General features: G+C 69.6%; 17 protein-coding genes. All 17 read left to right on the plus strand.

Going from position 1 to position 16,633, the window contains the following annotated elements:
* Nucleotides 1-118 precede the first annotated feature (118 nt).
* The 17 genes from HMPREF1529_RS13700 to HMPREF1529_RS13780 all read left to right on the plus strand — a co-directional run bounded on the left by HMPREF1529_RS13700 (nt 119) and on the right by HMPREF1529_RS13780 (nt 16,614).
* Nucleotides 119-1,399, plus strand: a complete 1,281-nt coding sequence (locus HMPREF1529_RS13700) for a replication-associated recombination protein A (protein ID WP_016465246.1) — start codon at nt 119-121, stop codon at nt 1,397-1,399.
* A gap of 58 nt (nt 1,400-1,457) precedes the next feature.
* Nucleotides 1,458-2,966 (plus strand): tetratricopeptide repeat protein, encoded by a 1,509-nt coding sequence (locus HMPREF1529_RS13705; RefSeq protein WP_016465247.1) that lies wholly within the window; start codon nt 1,458-1,460, stop codon nt 2,964-2,966.
* A 25-nt stretch (nt 2,967-2,991) separates the two neighbouring features.
* Nucleotides 2,992-3,726, plus strand: a complete 735-nt coding sequence (locus HMPREF1529_RS13710; RefSeq protein ID WP_016465248.1) for a DUF1361 domain-containing protein — start codon at nt 2,992-2,994, stop codon at nt 3,724-3,726.
* Between the two features lie 153 nt (nt 3,727-3,879).
* Nucleotides 3,880-4,509, plus strand: coding sequence for a 30S ribosomal protein S4 (rpsD, locus tag HMPREF1529_RS13715; RefSeq protein WP_005049541.1), 630 nt, complete (start codon nt 3,880-3,882; stop codon nt 4,507-4,509).
* 96 nt (nt 4,510-4,605) lie between these two features.
* Nucleotides 4,606-4,887, plus strand: coding sequence for an ATPase (locus tag HMPREF1529_RS13720; protein ID WP_231477285.1), 282 nt, complete (start codon nt 4,606-4,608; stop codon nt 4,885-4,887).
* A 69-nt stretch (nt 4,888-4,956) separates the two neighbouring features.
* Complete coding sequence (alaS, locus tag HMPREF1529_RS13725; protein ID WP_016465249.1) at nt 4,957-7,620, plus strand: alanine--tRNA ligase; 2,664 nt, start codon at nt 4,957-4,959, stop codon at nt 7,618-7,620.
* Entirely contained in the window at nt 7,617-8,090 is a 474-nt protein-coding gene (ruvX, locus tag HMPREF1529_RS13730) for a Holliday junction resolvase RuvX (RefSeq protein WP_005049544.1), read from the plus strand. The genes alaS and ruvX overlap by 4 nt, the downstream gene beginning before the upstream one ends.
* A complete protein-coding gene (gene mltG, locus HMPREF1529_RS13735; RefSeq protein WP_016465250.1) occupies nt 8,090-9,544 on the plus strand; it encodes an endolytic transglycosylase MltG in 1,455 nt (484 codons plus the stop codon). The genes ruvX and mltG overlap by 1 nt, the downstream gene beginning before the upstream one ends.
* Nucleotides 9,525-10,382, plus strand: a complete 858-nt coding sequence (locus tag HMPREF1529_RS13740; protein ID WP_016465251.1) for a shikimate dehydrogenase — start codon at nt 9,525-9,527, stop codon at nt 10,380-10,382. Before mltG ends, HMPREF1529_RS13740 begins: the two co-directional genes overlap by 20 nt.
* A 4-nt stretch (nt 10,383-10,386) precedes the next feature.
* Complete coding sequence (aroC, locus tag HMPREF1529_RS13745; RefSeq protein ID WP_005049547.1) at nt 10,387-11,598, plus strand: chorismate synthase; 1,212 nt, start codon at nt 10,387-10,389, stop codon at nt 11,596-11,598.
* Nucleotides 11,595-12,134, plus strand: coding sequence for a shikimate kinase (locus HMPREF1529_RS13750; RefSeq protein ID WP_016465252.1), 540 nt, complete (start codon nt 11,595-11,597; stop codon nt 12,132-12,134). The genes aroC and HMPREF1529_RS13750 overlap by 4 nt, the downstream gene beginning before the upstream one ends.
* Complete coding sequence (gene aroB / locus HMPREF1529_RS13755; protein WP_016465253.1) at nt 12,131-13,213, plus strand: 3-dehydroquinate synthase; 1,083 nt, start codon at nt 12,131-12,133, stop codon at nt 13,211-13,213. Before HMPREF1529_RS13750 ends, aroB begins: the two co-directional genes overlap by 4 nt.
* Nucleotides 13,210-13,752 carry a GNAT family N-acetyltransferase gene (locus HMPREF1529_RS13760; protein ID WP_016465254.1) on the plus strand — a complete coding sequence of 181 codons (543 nt, stop codon included), beginning with the start codon at nt 13,210-13,212 and terminating at the stop codon, nt 13,750-13,752. Before aroB ends, HMPREF1529_RS13760 begins: the two co-directional genes overlap by 4 nt.
* On the plus strand, nt 13,749-14,207 hold the full coding sequence (gene aroQ, locus HMPREF1529_RS13765; RefSeq protein ID WP_005049551.1) for a type II 3-dehydroquinate dehydratase: 459 nt from the start codon (nt 13,749-13,751) through the stop codon (nt 14,205-14,207). The genes HMPREF1529_RS13760 and aroQ overlap by 4 nt, the downstream gene beginning before the upstream one ends.
* A 96-nt stretch (nt 14,208-14,303) precedes the next feature.
* Nucleotides 14,304-14,864: an elongation factor P gene (efp, locus tag HMPREF1529_RS13770; protein ID WP_036283795.1), complete on the plus strand. Its 561-nt coding sequence runs from the start codon at nt 14,304-14,306 to the stop codon at nt 14,862-14,864.
* Nucleotides 14,865-14,882: 18 nt separating this feature from the next.
* Nucleotides 14,883-15,293: a transcription antitermination factor NusB gene (nusB, locus tag HMPREF1529_RS13775; RefSeq protein ID WP_005049553.1), complete on the plus strand. Its 411-nt coding sequence runs from the start codon at nt 14,883-14,885 to the stop codon at nt 15,291-15,293.
* 28 nt (nt 15,294-15,321) lie between these two features.
* A complete protein-coding gene (locus HMPREF1529_RS13780; protein ID WP_005049554.1) occupies nt 15,322-16,614 on the plus strand; it encodes an alpha/beta hydrolase in 1,293 nt (430 codons plus the stop codon).
* Nucleotides 16,615-16,633 lie beyond the last annotated feature (19 nt).

Below are 16,633 nucleotides of genomic sequence, written 5' to 3' on the forward strand. Positions count from 1 at the left end.
GTCGCGGCGCACGCTGTCGACAAACCTGGACGACCCCGACGTCGGCGGTCACGGATACCCTGGTCCGGTGGCATCGGCATCCGCTCTCTTCCAAGGCCAGACCCCTCTGGCCGTCCGGATGCGACCGACCTCTCTGGAGGAGGTGGCCGGCCAGGGGCACCTGCTGCGCCCCGGATCTCCGTTGGTCGCCCTCGCCGACCCGGCAGGCGCCGCGAAGACAGCCGTCTCGGTGATCCTGTGGGGCCCGCCGGGCACCGGAAAGACAACGCTCGCGCAGGCGATCGCGCGCACGTCGGGACGCCGGTTCGTGGAGCTCTCGGCGGTCACCGCCGGCGTGAAAGATGTGCGCGAGGTGATGCAGGAGGCGATGACCCAGCGCGACCTCTACGGCATCTCGACGATCCTCTTCCTCGACGAGATCCACCGCTTCACCAAAGCCCAGCAGGACGCTCTTCTGCCGGGCGTGGAGAACGGTTGGGTGATCCTGATCGCCGCGACTACCGAGAACCCGTCCTTCTCGGTCATCTCGCCGCTGCTGTCGCGGTCGCTGCTACTGACCCTGAAGCCGCTCACCGACGACGATCTCGGCCTCCTGCTCGATCGCGCGGTGTCGGATGCTCGCGGGCTGAATGGGGCCGTGGTCCTGGATGCCGAGGCACGCACGGCGCTCGTCCAGCTGGCTTCCGGCGACGCACGCCGCGCGCTCACTTCGCTCGAAGCGGCGGCGGCCATGGTCGTCGACGACGATGCCGATGGCGACGGGCGCCCGGCCGTCACAGCGGCCCACGTCGCCCACGCCGTCGACCGCGCTCTGCTGCGCTACGACCGCCAAGGGGATGAGCACTACGACGTCATCAGTGCGTTCATCAAGTCGATCCGAGGCTCCGACGTCGATGCCGCCATGCACTATCTGGCGCGGATGATCGAGGCGGGGGAGGACCCGCGCTTCATCGCCCGGCGTCTCGTGATCTCGGCATCCGAGGACATCGGCCTCGCCGACCCGCAGGCGCTGGTCATCGCGGTCGCCGCCGCCGACGCCGTCGCCTTCATCGGCATGCCCGAGGGCCGTATCCCGCTCGCGGAGGCCACCGCCTATCTCGCGACGACGGCCAAGTCCAACGCCGCCTACCTCGCGATCGACACGGCGATCGCCGACGTGCGTGCCGGGGGATTCGGCCGTGTGCCCACGCACCTCCGCGACGCGCATTACCCGGGCGCGAAGCGGCTCGGCCACGGCAAGGGCTACGTCTATCCGCACGACCTCGAGGTGGGCGTCGCTACCCAGCAGTACCTGCCGGACGAGCTGCGGGGGCGCCACTACTACGAGCCCACCGGACGCGGTCTGGAGCGCGACATCGCGGCACGCGTCGAGAAGATCCGCAAGATTCTCGGGGATTGAGAGTGCCCGCGGCGTGCGAGGAGACTGTCGCTCCGCCGGCCGGTGCGAGGATCGAGAGATGGACGACGAGCGCGCACAGCCCTGGGAGCTGCTCACCGAGACCGAGGTCTACAACGGGTATACGCGGGTACGCCGCGACACGTACCGTCTTCCGGACGGCTCGGTCTCCGACTGGGACGTGCTCGATCAGGGCGACACCGTCGCCGTTATCGCTTTCACCGACACCGGTGACGCCCTCCTGTTCGAGCAGTACCGCGTCGGTCCGCGCGCTCTGGTGCGCGAGCTTCCCGGCGGGCTGATCGACACAGGCGAGGATGCTCTCACCGCCGGCGCGCGCGAGCTGCTCGAGGAGACGGGGCATCGCGCCGCGGCCCTGTTCCACGCCGGGAGCGAGTGGTCGGGAGCCAACTCCACTCGACGCAAGAACGTCGTGGTCGCCGCCGGCTGCCGCCGCGTCGCAGATCCGCACTGGGAAGACGGCGAGACGGGTGTCGTTCGCACGATCGGGATCGACGAGCTCGTCGCGCACCTGCTGGCGGGCGGTTTGAGCGACGCGGGGGAGGCTGCGCGTGGGCTGCTCGTGTTCACGCGGGCATCCGTCGCCGACCCCGTGCTCCGCCGTGCACAGGAGCGAGTGCGCTCCGCGCTGGAGCGTGCGCTGCGATCGACGCCGGTCGCTGATCCCGTTGATGAGTTCGCACTGTTCTGGGATCGCTTCGATCCGGCGGACCCCGCGACGGCGCACGCAGAGCTTGGGCGCCTCCTCGACGCGTGTGGACAGGAGGATGCCCGCGCCGCATTCGAGCGGGCGTCGCTGTATGACGCGCTCGGCGAGGAAGAAGCCGCGATCCCGCTGTACCGGCAGGCTCTTGATCGGGGCCTGGCCGCCTCGCACCGCACGCAGGCGGTCATCCAGCTGGCGAGCTCACTGCGCAACGTGGGCGACGCCTCCGCCGCGATGGCGCTCCTGCGCACGGTCGGCGACGACGACCCGCTGATCGCCCCCGCCCGCGCCTTCCTCGCCCTCGCGCTGCATGACGACGAGAAGCCGACCGCGGCGGTGCGCACGGCTCTGCAGACGCTCGCGCCGATGCTGCCGCAGTATCGCCGGGCCATCGACGCGTACGCGGGGGAGCTGGCGAGCCTCGCCCGCATCCGCGCGATCGCCGTCGGGCTGGTAGTCCAGGACGGACATGTGCTGCTGGAGTCGTACCCGGAGACCAACCGGCACGGCGAGTTCCTCCGCGCTCCGGGGGGCGGCATCGAGTTCGGCGAGACCGCGGCGCGTGCCGTCGTCCGGGAGTTCGCCGAGGAGCTTGCGGCGGAGTTCGACGACGCCATGCTCGTGGCCGTGACCGAGAACATCTTCGACAGCGGCAGCGGTCGCGGGCACGAGATCGTGCATGTCTTTCGGGGACGTTCGCCGCAGCTGGCCGCACTGCCGGTGGGTGAACGGCTGCCCGTGCGGGACAGCCACACGACGGTGGGATGGTACGAGATCGCGGCGCTGTCCGCTGCGGATGCGCCACCCGTATACCCGATCGGCGTCCTCGATCTGCTGCGCTGAGCGTCGACTATGACAGGCTGACGGGATGTCGGCTCTGCTCATCGGTGTCATCGCCGTCACGCTGCTCAACCTGTACGCGGCCGTCCTGATCGTGCTGCGCGCGCGGGTCTACGGCGTGAAGCTGTACCGGCCGATGCTCCTGAACATCGGACTTTCCTTTCTTCCGGTGCTGCTCGCTGTCGTGCTGGGCGCGGGCCTGCTTCTGCTGACGCCCTTGATCGGGCGGGCGACCGAGGCGATCGCCGGGGCGGGCGCGTTCGCCGTGTGGGCCTACCTGATCGTCGCGACGCTGCTGTGGCTCGTGTTCTTCCCGAACTCGGTGTACCTGATCACGGAGCTCAACTTCAGCCATCGAGCCGAGACCACACCGGTACCCCTGTGGTACGACATCGTCCAGACGCTGGCGCTGACGCTTTCCGGCATCGCCAATGCGGTCCTCAGCCTGGCCGTCGTGCAGACGATGGGCCTCGTTCTCATCGATCGCCCCGACGGACGCATCCCCGCAGCCAGCTGGGGCTTCGCCGCGACCGTGATCCTGCTCGGTGCCATCGGCGTCTATCTGGGGCGCTACCTGCGACTCAACAGCTGGGACATCCGCCATCCGGGATCAATGATCCGCAGGTTGGGCGCCCACCTGCGTCAGCGGGGGAAGGCTCTGGAGGCGTTCGGCTTCGTCCTCACCCACGCGCTGCTCATCGGCATCCTCTACGTCCCGCTGTTCGCACTCGGCTGGTCCGCGTTGCGCGCGGGAGCCCTCTGATACAGTGGAGTGGCTCGAAACCGGTTTTCGGGCATCCCCTCTCTTCTTCACCGACCTTCCGGCATGCCCCGGCGTGCAGTCCGGACAGGGCGAGGAGAGGCGATACGTCCGCGAGGCGCGACAGTCGCGTCCGCGTAATGAAAGGAACACTTCGTGGCTACGAAGTCCCAGGACCGCCGCAAGGTGCGTCTGTCGCGCGCCCTCGGCGTCGCGCTGACCCCGAAGGCAGCCAAGTACCTCGAGAAGCGCCCGTACGCTCCCGGCGAGCACGGCCGCACCAAGCGCAAGCAGGACAGCGACTTCGCTGTCCGCCTCCGCGAGAAGCAGCGTCTGCGCGAGCAGTACGGCATCCGCGAGAAGCAGATGCGCAACACCTTCAACGAGGCCCGTCGTCAGGACGGCCTGACCGGTGAGAACCTCGTCGAGCTGCTCGAGATGCGCCTCGACGCCCTCGTGCTGCGTGCGGGCTTCGCCCGTACCACCGCGCAGGCGCGCCAGCTCGTCGTGCACCGCCACATCCTCGTGGACGGCCAGCTCGTCGACCGCCCGTCGTTCCGCGTGAAGCCGGGTCAGACCATCCACGTCAAGCCCAAGAGCGAGTCGCTAGAGCCCTTCCAGGTCGCCGCCCTCGGTGGCCACGCCGAGGTTCTGCCCCCCGTCCCGGGCTACCTCGAGGTCGAGCTCGACAAGCTGCAGGCCAAGCTCGTGCGTCGTCCGAAGCGTGCGGAGGTCCCCGTCACCGGTGACGTCCAGCTCGTCGTCGAGTACTACGCCGCGCGCTGAGCGCGTGCACATCCGAAGGGCGTCGGGGTTCTCCCCGGCGCCCTTCGGCGTTCTCGCAGACCCACCGACACGAGCCGTGCACCTAACATGGAACGCATGAAGAAGGTGCTGTGGTTCGTCGTGGGTCTCGCGGGAGGCTTCGTCGCCGCCCACTTCGTGAACAAGGATCCGCGCGGCCACGAAGTTCTCGCCGAGGTCGATGCGCGCATCACCGAGTTCACCGACCGCATCGGCGAGGCATATCGCGCCCAGGAGGCGAAGATCGACGGCATCGCAGAAGACGTCAAGGATGCCGCCGCGAACGCCGTCGAGGCCGCGAAGGACGCGGCATCCAGCGCCGTGGACGCCGCGCACGACGTCGTCAAGAACGCCGACTGACCCACCCCGCACCGTCCCGTCCGGGACCGCCCGATCCCGCACGCCCGTGCTCTGCCGAGGAACCCACAGATGAAGACCGCCGAGATCGCCCAGCGCTACCTGGACTACTTCGAGAAGAACGGGCACACGATCGTGCCCTCCGCGTCCCTGGTCACCGACGACCCGGCACTGCTGTTCACCGTCGCCGGAATGGTGCCCTTCATTCCCTACCTCTCCGGCGACGTGCCGGCGCCCTACCCGCGCGCGGCCGACAACCAGAAGTGCATCCGCACCAACGACATCGAAGAAGTCGGCAAGACCCCGCGGCACGGCACCTTCTTCCAGATGCTCGGCAACTGGTCGTTCGGCGACTACTTCAAGGAAGGCGCCATCCGCTACGCCTGGGAGCTGCTGACCACCTCCGAGGAGGAGGGCGGGCTCGGCTTCGACCCGAAGGACCTGTGGGTCACGGTCTACGAAGAGGATGACGAGGCGCACGACCTGTGGCTGCGCCTGACCGACCTTCCCGAGGAGCGCATCCAGCGCCTCGGCAAGGACACGAACTACTGGTCGACGGGCCTGCCCGGCCCCGCGGGCCCCTGCTCGGAGATCTTCTTCGACCGCGGCCCCGCGTACGGCATCGACGGCGGACCGGCAACCGACGACGACCGCTATGTCGAGATCTGGAACCTCGTGTTCATGCAGTACGAGATCACGGATGTGCGCAGCAAGTACGACTTCACGATCGTCGGAGAGCTGCCCAACAAGAACATCGACACCGGCATGGGCCTGGAGCGCATCGCGTTCCTCAAGCAGGGCGTCGACAACATGTACGAGACCGATCAGGTGCGCCCCGTGCTCGATGCCGCCGTCGCCCTGTCGGGAAAGTCCTACGGCGCGAACCACGACGACGACGTCCGTTTCCGCGTCGTCGCCGACCACGTGCGCTCCTCGCTCATGCTGCTGAGCGACGGCGTGACCCCGGCGAACGAAGGTCGCGGCTACATCCTCCGCCGCCTCATGCGCCGCGTCATCCGCTCCATGCGTCTGCTGGGTGTGGACGGAGCGACGTTCGCGACCCTGTTCGCGGCGTCGCGGGATGCCATGAAGGACGCCTACCCGGTGGTCGGCACCGACTACGACCGTCTCGTGACTTATGCCCTCGCGGAGGAGGCCACGTTCCTGCGCACGCTCGCCGCAGGCTCGGAGAACCTCGACGCGTCCATCGCGGCGGCCAAGGATGCCGGGACCACCTCGATCGGCGGCGCGGAGGCGTTCCTGCTCCACGACACGTACGGCTTCCCGATCGATCTCACGATGGAGATCGTCGAAGAGGCCGGGCTCACCGTCGACCGCGACGCGTTCGACACCCTGATGCACGAGCAGCGGGCCCGAGCGAAGGCCGACGCCCGCTCACGCAAGCGCCAGCTCGCCGACACGAGCATCTACCGCGACTTCCGCGCGAAGGGCGAGACGGTCTTCACCGGGTACACCGACTGGGAGACCGAGTCGACCGTCCTCGGACTGCTCGTCGACGGCGCCCCCGCGCAGCGAGCGCTGCAGGGCCAGATCGCCGAAGTGATCCTCGCCGAGACCTCGCTCTACGCGGAGAGCGGCGGCCAGGTCGCCGACAAGGGTGTGATCGTGGGACCGGGCTACGAGCTCGAGGTGCTGGACGTGCAGCGTCCGGTGCCGGGGTTGGTCAGCCACACGGTCGAGGTGACCTCCGGCGAGGTCGGCGTCGGCCAGCCGGCGACGAGCGTCGTGGATGCCGTCAACCGCCGTGCCGCGCAGCAGGCGCACTCCGCGACCCACCTCGTGCACGCCGCCCTCCGCGACACCCTCGGGAAGTCCGCGACGCAGGCCGGATCGCTCAACCGCGCCGGCTACATGCGGTTCGACTTCTCGTGGGGTCAGACGCTGACGGAGGCGACCAAGACGGAGATCGAGGAGATCGCCAACAACGCGGTCCGCGACAACCTGCAGGTGACCACCCGTGTGCTGCCCCTCGACGAGGCCAAGGCAGCCGGCGCGATGGCGCTGTTCGGGGAGAAGTACGGCGACACGGTGCGTATGGTCGACATCGGCGGGCCCTGGTCGCGCGAACTGTGCGGCGGCACCCACGTCGGCTCGAGCGCGGAGATCGGCCTCATCAACCTCGTCGGAGAGTCGTCGGTGGGCGCCTCCACGCGACGGGTGGAAGCCCTCGTCGGTCTCGACGCCTTCCGGGAGCTCGCTGCCGAACGCGCCATCGTCTCACAGCTGTCGACCTCGCTGAAGACGCCGAAGGACCAGCTGGCCAGCCGAGTCGCGGATCTGGCCGCAAGCCTGAAGGCGGCCGAGAAGCGCATCGCGCAGTTCGAGGCGAAGGCCCTGGAGAGCCGGCTGCCGGAACTGGCCGGATCGGCCCAGGCGACCGGAGCATTCCGTCTCGTCGCCCAATCGTTGGGTGTCGCGGCCTCGGCGGACGACGTGCGCACGCTCGCCCTCCAGGTGCGCGAGCGCGTGGGCGCCGGTGCCGTCGTCGCGCTCGGCGCCGTCGTCGGCGGCCGGCCCGTCGTCATCGTCGCCACCGACGACGCTGCCCGCGCGGCGGGAGCGAAGGCGGGCGTGCTCGCGAAGAACGCCGCAGCCGCGCTCGGCGGCGGCGGCGGCGGACGTGACGATGTGGCGCAGGGCGGCGGAACGGATCCGGATGCCCTCCCGCACGCGCTCGCAGCGGTGACGCGCGCACTGGAGACCCCCGGCGCGTGAGCGGGTTCCGACCGGGCGTGCGCCTCGGGATCGACGTCGGCAAGGCGCGGATCGGGGTCGCCCGGTGCGACCGCGACGGACTGCTCGCCGTTCCTGTCGAGACGGTTGCGCGAACGGATGCCGCGGCGGCGCACATCGCGCGGCTCGCCGAGGAGTACTCCGCGATGGAACTGCTCGTCGGGCTGCCGATCAGTCTGTCCGGTGGGGAGACAGCCTCCACCGATGATGCCCGCGCCTTCGCGAGGGAGGTACGGGCGGCATCCGGGCTGGAGGTCCGCCTCGTCGATGAACGCCTCAGCACGGTGAGCGCGCACGCGGCCCTGCGCGATGCCGGACGCTCCCAGCGTTCGTCTCGTAGGATTGTCGACCAAGTCGCCGCCGTCGTCCTGCTGCAGCAGGCGATCGACGTCGAGAAGAGCACCGGCGCCCCTGCCGGCGCTGCGTTGCCCGACCCGCAGGAGCCCGCCTGATGCCTGACACCCCGCCGAACGACGACGAGTTCGCGGACCTGTTCAGCAAGCTGCCGACGCCGCGCGATCAGGCACCGACGTCCGGCGAGGGGGCGTCTGTGCCGCCGTCGCGCCGCGCCGCGAGGGAGGCCGCTGCCGCGGCGAACGCCGCACGCGACACGGCGCCGTCGGAGCCGGCCGCGCCGATCGCGGCGCCGGTACCCGCGCGGACAGCCGAGGATGCAGCCGAGCCGCGCCCTGCCGCCGCCGCGGCGAGCTCGGAGCCGTCGGCGGGCGCAGCCGCTCCGGTACATCAGCAGCTCGATGCGCTCTTCAGCGGGGATGCGCACTCCGACCGCGGGCGCGGCAAGAGCCACGACCGCGATCGCCGCAAGAGCCGCATCGCGGGCTGGGTGATCTTCGGGGTGATCCTCGCGATCCTCGGCGGCATCGTGGGGGGCGGCTTCTACGTCTGGAACACCTACGAGGACAAGATCCGCGCGTTCATGGGGTGGGAAGAGCCCAAGGATTACGAGGACGGCATCGCCGAGGGCGACGCGACGGTGACGATCGTCACGGGCGACACCGGATCGACGATCTCGACGTCGCTGTTCCAGGCGGGCGTCACGAAGACGGACACCGTCTTCTACGACTACCTGATCAAGACCGGCCAGAACCCGGACTTCCAACCGGGCGTGTACACGCTCAAGCAGAAGATGTCGTCCGCGGCGGCCCTGAAGGCTCTGGAAGACCCCAGCAGCCGACGCGAGAACACCGCGCAGCTGCCCGAGGGCTTGACCATGGGCTCGACCCTGACGCGACTCGCCGACGGAACCGGCATCCCGCTCGCCGATCTGCAGGCGGCAGTCGCCGATACCTCGCAGTACGGCGTCAGCGCGACGACGCTCGAGGGCTGGCTGTTCCCGGCGACCTATACGTTCGATCCCGGAACGACGGCGCAGCAGGTCATCAAGACACTCGTCGATCGCACGGTGGCCTCTCTCGACAAGGCCGGCGTGCCGACCGACCAGCGCGAGCGCATCCTCACCGTCGCGTCGATCATCCAGCGCGAGGCACGGTTCACGGCCGACTTCTACAAGGTGTCCCGAGTGATCGAGAACCGCCTCGATCCCAACAACGAGGAGACCCACGGCCTGCTGCAGATGGACTCGACGGCGCAGTACGGCTACAACGAGATCAACAAGGGCACAGCCAGCTCCTCGGCAGAAGCCCTCGCCAACGACAACCCGTGGAACACGTATCTGCACCCGGGTCTGCCGATCGGGCCGATCGCCAACCCCGGCGACCTGGCCATCGACGCGGCGATGCACCCGGCAGACGGGCCGTGGCTGTACTTCGTGACGGTCAACCTCGACACCGGCGAGACGATCTTCAGCACCACGTATGCCGAGCACGAGAAGGCCGTGGCCCAGTGGCAGCAGTGGTGCGCGGCCAATGACAGTGCCGACTGCTGAGGTCCCGACCGGATCGCTCCTGGAGGTGTGGGGCGACCCGATCGCTCACAGCCTCTCGCCGCAGATCCACGCCGCGGCGTACGTCGCGCTGGGATGGGACTGGACCTATGGACGCCGACGAGTCGCAGCGGCCGACTTCTCGCGCGAGCTGGGCGGCCTGGGCGCGGCGTTTCGGGGCCTCTCGCTGACGTTCCCCCTGAAGACCGAGGCCTTCGCCGCCGCGACGCACCGCGATCGTACGGCCGAGCTCACCGGCGCCGTCAACACGCTCGTTCGCGCGGACGGACAGTGGCGGGGCTTCAACACGGATGTCGGCGGAATCGTCGGCGACGTGCGAGCCCATGGTCTCGATGCGATCGAGACCGGCCGCATCGTCGGCGCGGGGGCGACGGCGACGTCGGCGCTCGTCGCGCTCGCACAGCTCGGCGCGCGCACGGTCGAGGTCGTCGCGCGACGCCCCGACGCGGCCCACGCCCTTGCCGAGCTGGGGGAGCGTCTGTCGGTCGCCGTCTCGATCGCGGCGCCGGACACGGTGGCGCCGGCATCCGTCCCGCTCACCGTCTCCACCCTGCCCGGCGGCGCCGCGCTGCCGGACGACACCGCCAGACGGATCGCGTCCGGCGGGGGGCTGCTCTACGACGTCGTGTACGGCCACTGGCCGACCCCGCTGGCCGTCGCATGGCAGGCGGCGAGTGCTCCCGCCGTCAACGGCCTCGGCATGCTCGTGCGACAGGCCGTGCTGCAGATCCGCGTGTTCCGAACGGGCGACGTCGACCAGCCACTGCCCGATGAGGATGCCGTCGTGGACATCATGGCCCGTGCGCTCGTGGGAGACTAGGCGAATGCTCCGCGTGCTCACGGCCGGCGAATCGCACGGCCCCGAACTCGTCGCCTTCATGGAGGGACTGCCCGCCGGCGTCCCCGTCTCCCGCGCCGCGATCCAGGCAGATCTCGCGCGTCGCAAGCTCGGCTACGGCCGCGGCTCGCGGATGAAGTTCGAAGAGGACGAACTGACGATCTCCGCCGGCGTCCGGCACGGCCTCAGCATGGGCAGCCCGATCGCGCTGCGCATCGGCAACACCGAGTGGCCCAAGTGGACCGAGGTCATGAGTGCCGAGCCGGTCGAGATGACCGAGATGTCTCGCGGCCGCGGCGCCGCGCTCACGCGCCCCCGCCCGGGCCACGCCGACCTGGTCGGCATGCAGAAGTACGGGTTCGACGAGGCGCGTCCGATCCTCGAACGCGCGAGTGCTCGCGAGACGGCGGCGCGCGTCGCTCTGGGCGCGATCGCCCGCTCGTTCCTCGGTGAGCTCGGAATCCGTCTCGTCAGCCACACGCTGTCGATCGGCCCCGTTCAGGTGCCGGCAGGGGCGACCCTTCCCACTCCGGACGACGTCGCTACACTCGACGCGGACCCGCTGCGCTGCTTCGATCCCGCCACCTCGGAAGAGATGGTCGCCGAAGTGGATGCCGCGAAGAAAGACGGCGACACGCTGGGCGGCATCGTCGAGGTTCTCGCCTACGGTCTTCCGCCCGGTCTGGGTTCCCACGTGCAGTGGGATCGCCGCCTCGACGGCAAGCTCGCGCAGGCCCTCATGAGCATCCAGGCGATCAAGGGCGTGGAGGTCGGCGACGGCTTCGAGACCACGCGTCGGCGCGGCTCGGCGGCGCACGACGAGCTGTTCGCGGCATCCGAGGGCATCACACGCTCCTCGGACAAGGCCGGCGGCACGGAGGGCGGCATGTCCACCGGGACGGTGCTGCGCGTGCGCGCGGGCATGAAGCCGATCGCGACCGTGCCGCACGCGCTGCGCACGATCGACGTCACGACGGGCGAGGCCGCCACGGCGCACCACCAGCGCTCCGACGTGTGCGCGGTGCCCGCGGCGGGCGTGGTGGCCGAGGCGATGGTCGCGATCGTGCTGGCCGAAGCGGTGCTCGAGAAGTTCGGCGGCGACAGCGTCGGCGAGACGGCCCGCAACCTCCGCAGCTACCTCTCCGCGATCCCCGAGACGCTGCAGACGGCCTCGGACAGCGACGACGCCCTCGGATGACGAGTCCTGCGATCGTCCTCATCGGCCCGATGGGGGCGGGTAAGACGAGCGTCGGCAAGCGGGTGGCCAAACGGCTGGGCCTGCCGTTCACCGACAGCGACGCCGCGATCGTTCGCGAACACGGCCCGATCGAGACCATCTTCGCCACGCACGGCGAGGCGTATTTCCGCGAGCTGGAACGCGAGGCTGTGGCCGACGCGCTCAAACGTGGCGGCATCGTCGCACTCGGCGGGGGAGCGGTGCTGCACCCCGACACCCAGGCGGCGCTGGCCCATCACCACGTCGCACTGCTGACCGTCGCGCCGCACAATGTGGCCGCACGCATCCGCGGCGGCGCGCGCCCCCTCCTGCAGGAGGGCGACGCCGTCGAGCGCTGGCATGAGATCTACGCCGCACGGCGCCCCCTCTACGAACGGCTCGCCCAGGTGAGCTTCGACACGTCCGCCGGTCCTCTGCAAGACGCGGTCGACGCCCTCGCGGCGTGGATCGAGGCGGAGCTGGCCGGCGACGATCACGCCCGAGGAGCACACGAATGACCGACACCACCGTCATCGGCGTCGCCGGCGACCAGCCTTACGACATCACGATCGGACGGGGCATCCTCGGCATGGTGGGCGACGCTTTGCCGCCCGCCGCGCAGAAAGTGCTCATCGTGCACCCGCCGACGCTGTCGGCCGCCGCCACCGAGCTGCGCGCGTCGCTGCTCGCCTCGGGGGAGCGTCAGGTGCTGCTCGCCGAGGTGCCGGACGCCGAGCAGGGCAAGCGTGTCGAAGTCGCGGCGTTCTGCTGGCAGGTGATGGGTCAAGCCGACTTCACGCGCACCGACGCGGTCGTCGGCTTCGGCGGCGGAGCCGTCACCGACTTGGCGGGCTTCGTCGCGGCGACGTGGCTGCGCGGCGTCGCGGTGGTGCAGGTGCCCACGACGGTGCTCGGCATGGTGGATGCCGCCGTCGGCGGCAAGACCGGCATCAACACGGCGGAGGGAAAGAACCTCGTCGGCGCGTTCTGGCCGCCGCGCGCCGTGATCTGCGATCTGGCGCTGCTCGACACGCTCAGCCGCAACGAGCGGGTGGCCGGGTTCGCCGAGGTCGTGAAGGCCGGCTTCATCTGGTACCCGGAGATCCTCGACATCATCGAGGCAGACCCGGAGGCTGCCGTCGACCCGCAGTCAGTCGCGTTCCGCCGCTGCATCGAACTGGCCATCGAGATGAAGGCGCGCGTCGTCGGCGAGGACCTGCGCGAAGCCGGCCTGCGCGAAGTACTGAACTACGGGCACACGCTCGGCCACGCGATCGAGCACGCCGAGCGGTACCAGTGGCGCCACGGCGCAGCGATCTCGATCGGTATGCTCTTCGCCGCCGAGCTCTCACGACTGGCCGGCCGGCTGTCCGACGATGCCGCCGCGCGACACCGCCGCATCCTCGAACTGCTGGGACTGCCGACCTCGTACCGCTCGGGCGCGTGGAAGCAGCTGCTGGCGACCATGCAGCGGGACAAGAAGACGCGCGGCGCGATGCTGCGTTTCATCGTGCTCGACGACATCGCCAAACCGACCGTCCTGCAGGCGCCGGACGAGTCCCTTCTGTTCGCGGCCTATCAAGAGGTCGCCGAGTGAGCATTCCCGTCGTCCGGCGCGTCCGCGCGGCGGAATGGCGGGAGATCCGTGATCTGCGTATCGATGCGGTCGGAGACCCGGCGGCATCCATCGCCTTCCTGTCGACCGTGGACCAGGAGCGTGCGCACGATGAGGCGTTCTGGCGGGAGCGCGCGGCCGGCGCATCACTGTCGGATGAGGCCGCACAGTTCATCGCCGACGACGAGGGGCGGTGGGTCGGTACGGTGACCGTGCTGCTGAGGGCGGCGGGCACGGCCGATCATCTGGGCCGGCCGGTGGCCGACGCGCGCGCGGACGTCGTCGGCGTGTACGTGGCGCCCTCGCAGCGGGGGTCGGGAGTGCTCGGGCGCCTCGTCGACGCGGCAGCGGCATGGGCTGCGGATCGTGGCGCCGACCAGCTCACGCTCGACGTGCACGTCGACAACCATCGCGCGCAGGGCGCCTATCGCAAACTCGGCTTCGCTGCGACGGGCGAGACATTCACGAGCGTCATCGGCCCCGAGATGATCATGGTGCGTGCCGGTAGGGTGAGCGCGTGACGACCCCTCGACGCCTCCTGCTGGTGAACGGACCCAACCTCAACCTGCTCGGCATCCGCGAACCCGACGTCTACGGGCACGACACCCTCGCCGACGTGGAGCGCATCGTCCAGGATGCCGCGGCGGCGCGCGGCTTCGACGTCGAGGCGATCCAGAGCAATCACGAGGGCGTGCTGATCGACGCGATCCATCAAGCCCGCACCACCTGCGCCGGGATCGTGATCAACCCCGGCGGTCTCACCCATACCTCCGTCGTGCTGCGCGACGCCCTGTCGGGCGTGTCTCTTCCGGTCGCCGAGGTGCACATCTCCAACGTCTACGAGCGGGAGAGCTTCCGCCATCACTCGTACGTGGCCGACGTCGCCGCCGTGCACGTCATCGGTGAGGGCGTCGCCGGCTACGCGCGCGCCACGGCACTGCTGATCGACGTCATCGCCGGCGCCGCCGAGGGCTGAGCCCCGGACGGCAATGCGGCCGTGGGCTAAGATCGACTGTCGGCCGCCCGCCACCGCGTGCGCCACCTCGAACTCACGAACGGAAACTCCACACTCATGGCATCGACCGCAGACATCAAGAACGGCGTCGTCCTCAGCATCGACGGACAGCTCTGGAGCGTCGTGGAGTTCCAGCACGTCAAGCCCGGCAAGGGGGGCGCGTTCGTGCGCACCAAGCTGAAGAACGTGATGACCGGCAAGGTCGTCGACAAGACATTCAACGCGGGCGCCAAGGTCGAGATCGAGAACGTCGACCGTCGCGACTTCACCTACCTCTACAACGACGGCGAGGGCTTCGTCTTCATGGACGTGGCCGACTACGACCAGATCACGGTCGGGGCCGCGACCGTCGGCGACGCCGCGAACTTCCTGCTGGAGAACCAGCAGGTGCAGATCGCGCTCAACAACGGCAACCCGCTCTACATCGAGCTGCCGGCATCCGTCGTGCTGGAGATCACCTACACCGAGCCGGGCCTGCAGGGCGACCGCTCGTCGGCCGGCACGAAGCCCGCCACCGTCGAGACCGGCTACGAGATCCAGGTGCCGCTGTTCCTGGAGACCGGCACGAAGGTCAAGGTCGACACCCGCACGGGCGACTACCTCGGCCGCGTCAACTGACGACCGGTCTTCGAAGCGATGAGCGCACGGTCCAAGGCGCGTAAGCGCGCCCTCGACATCCTCTTCCAGTCCGACGTCCGCGGCGATGAGCTTGCGGTGACCCTCGCCGCGGAGGCGAAGCGCGCGGCGAACGAGCCTGCTCGCGAGGCGTCGTGGCTGTACGCGCGCGAGATCGTCGACGGTGTCATCGACAACCGCGACGAGATCGACGAGCAGATCATCACCCACGCCCGGGACTGGAAGCTGGAGCGGATGCCGGCGGTCGACCGCGCCATCCTGCGTCTGGCGGTGTGGGAGCTGATGTTCAACGATGAGGTGCCCGCCGCGGTCGTGATCGACGAAGCCGTGGAGCTGGCGAAGGAGTTCTCCACCGACGATTCCGGCTCGTTCGTGCACGGCGTGCTGGGCCGCATCGCGCGCACCGCCTGAGCGGGCTTGTGTCGATGAGGGAACGCCGGTGAGTTCCGTCCTCACCCTCCGCATCGTCGACCCCTGGCTCATCGTCAGCCTGTGTGTGGCGAGCGCTGCCGTCGTCGTCTTCTTGCTGCTGCGTCGCCGCCCGGCGCCATGGCCACTCTGGGCTGCCGCCGCGCTCTTCTCCGGTGGTGCGCTGACCGTGCTGTTCGCACTCGTCGCACGCGCGACACGCATGTTCGGCATGCCGCTTCCGTGGCAAGTCGTGGCGTGGGGAGCGGTGGGCATGGCGGCGATCGCACTCGCGATCGCCAATTTCTGGAAGTCGCGGTGGGGGCGCAAGGCAATCGCCGCGGGAGCGATCCTCCTGTTCACCGTGACGACGGTGCTCGGGATCAACGCTTACTACGGCCTGAACACGACGGTCGCGGGACTCTTCCACATCCAGGTGCACCGCCCGATCAGCGTCCCGACAGGATCCGCCAGTTCGGGCCCGGAATCGCACACACCGCTCTACGAGCGCTGGCATCCTCCCGCCGACATGCCCGCCACAGGCCAGCAGGGCACGATCGAGATCCCCGCGACGCAGTCGGGCTTCTCCGCGCGGCTGGCAGGATTTTACAAGCCCCCCGCGGCACTCACGGCACACCCGCCCCGGTTGCCGTTGGTGATCATGATGATGGGCCAACCGGGTGATCCCGATCCGCAGTACATCGCGAAGATCCTGGACGCGCAGGCGCAGAAGAACAACGGCCTTGCACCCTACGTTCTCGTCGTCGATCAACTGGGCGACCCGACCAAGGATCCGGCGTGCGCGGACTCGGCGACGTACGGCAACGTGGAGACGTACGTCACGAAGGACGTCGTCGCCTTCGCCCGTACTCTGCCGGTGCAGCAACGGCCGCACCAATGGGTGATCGCCGGCTACTCGAACGGCGGTGGGTGCGCCTTCAAATACGCCGCCGAGCACCCCGAGGTCTGGGGCAACCTGCTGTCGATCAGCGGTGAGATCGTCCCCGGATCGGAGCATCCCGACGAGACGATCGCCGACGTCTACGGCGGCTCGCGCGCCGCGTTCGACGCGGCAGCGCCCGCCAGCATCCTCGCCTCGGGCTCCTTCTCCTACACCGACGAATGGGCCCTGTTCACGGCCGGTGAGAACGACCCGGCGTACATCGACCAAGCCCGGCACGGCGCTGCCGCCGCGTTCTCGGCAGGTTGGCAGGCCGACAGCTACGTGGTCCCCGGCGCCGGTCACGTGGTCGACGCCTTGGAGGGCGGGCTCGCCGAAGGCTTCGCCCGGCTGTATCCCCGCCTCGGCCTCTCTGCACCCTGAATCGCCCGCACCGCCTGAG

This window comes from Microbacterium sp. oral taxon 186 str. F0373 (genome assembly GCF_000411455.1).
In the GTDB taxonomy this organism is placed as follows: domain Bacteria; phylum Actinomycetota; class Actinomycetes; order Actinomycetales; family Microbacteriaceae; genus Microbacterium.

Coding starts and splice junctions, on each gene's coding strand:
- HMPREF1529_RS13750 (WP_016465252.1), top strand. CDS start 11,595: ATGACGAGTCCTGCGATCGTCCTCATCGGCCCGATGGGGGCGGGTAAG.
- HMPREF1529_RS13710 (WP_016465248.1), top strand. CDS start 2,992: ATGTCGGCTCTGCTCATCGGTGTCATCGCCGTCACGCTGCTCAACCTG.
- HMPREF1529_RS13740 (WP_016465251.1), top strand. CDS start 9,525: ATGACAGTGCCGACTGCTGAGGTCCCGACCGGATCGCTCCTGGAGGTG.
- HMPREF1529_RS13720 (WP_231477285.1), top strand. CDS start 4,606: ATGAAGAAGGTGCTGTGGTTCGTCGTGGGTCTCGCGGGAGGCTTCGTC.
- mltG (WP_016465250.1), top strand. CDS start 8,090: ATGCCTGACACCCCGCCGAACGACGACGAGTTCGCGGACCTGTTCAGC.
- aroC (WP_005049547.1), top strand. CDS start 10,387: ATGCTCCGCGTGCTCACGGCCGGCGAATCGCACGGCCCCGAACTCGTC.
- nusB (WP_005049553.1), top strand. CDS start 14,883: ATGAGCGCACGGTCCAAGGCGCGTAAGCGCGCCCTCGACATCCTCTTC.
- efp (WP_036283795.1), top strand. CDS start 14,304: ATGGCATCGACCGCAGACATCAAGAACGGCGTCGTCCTCAGCATCGAC.
- HMPREF1529_RS13705 (WP_016465247.1), top strand. CDS start 1,458: ATGGACGACGAGCGCGCACAGCCCTGGGAGCTGCTCACCGAGACCGAG.
- HMPREF1529_RS13700 (WP_016465246.1), top strand. CDS start 119: ATGCGACCGACCTCTCTGGAGGAGGTGGCCGGCCAGGGGCACCTGCTG.
- alaS (WP_016465249.1), top strand. CDS start 4,957: ATGAAGACCGCCGAGATCGCCCAGCGCTACCTGGACTACTTCGAGAAG.
- aroB (WP_016465253.1), top strand. CDS start 12,131: ATGACCGACACCACCGTCATCGGCGTCGCCGGCGACCAGCCTTACGAC.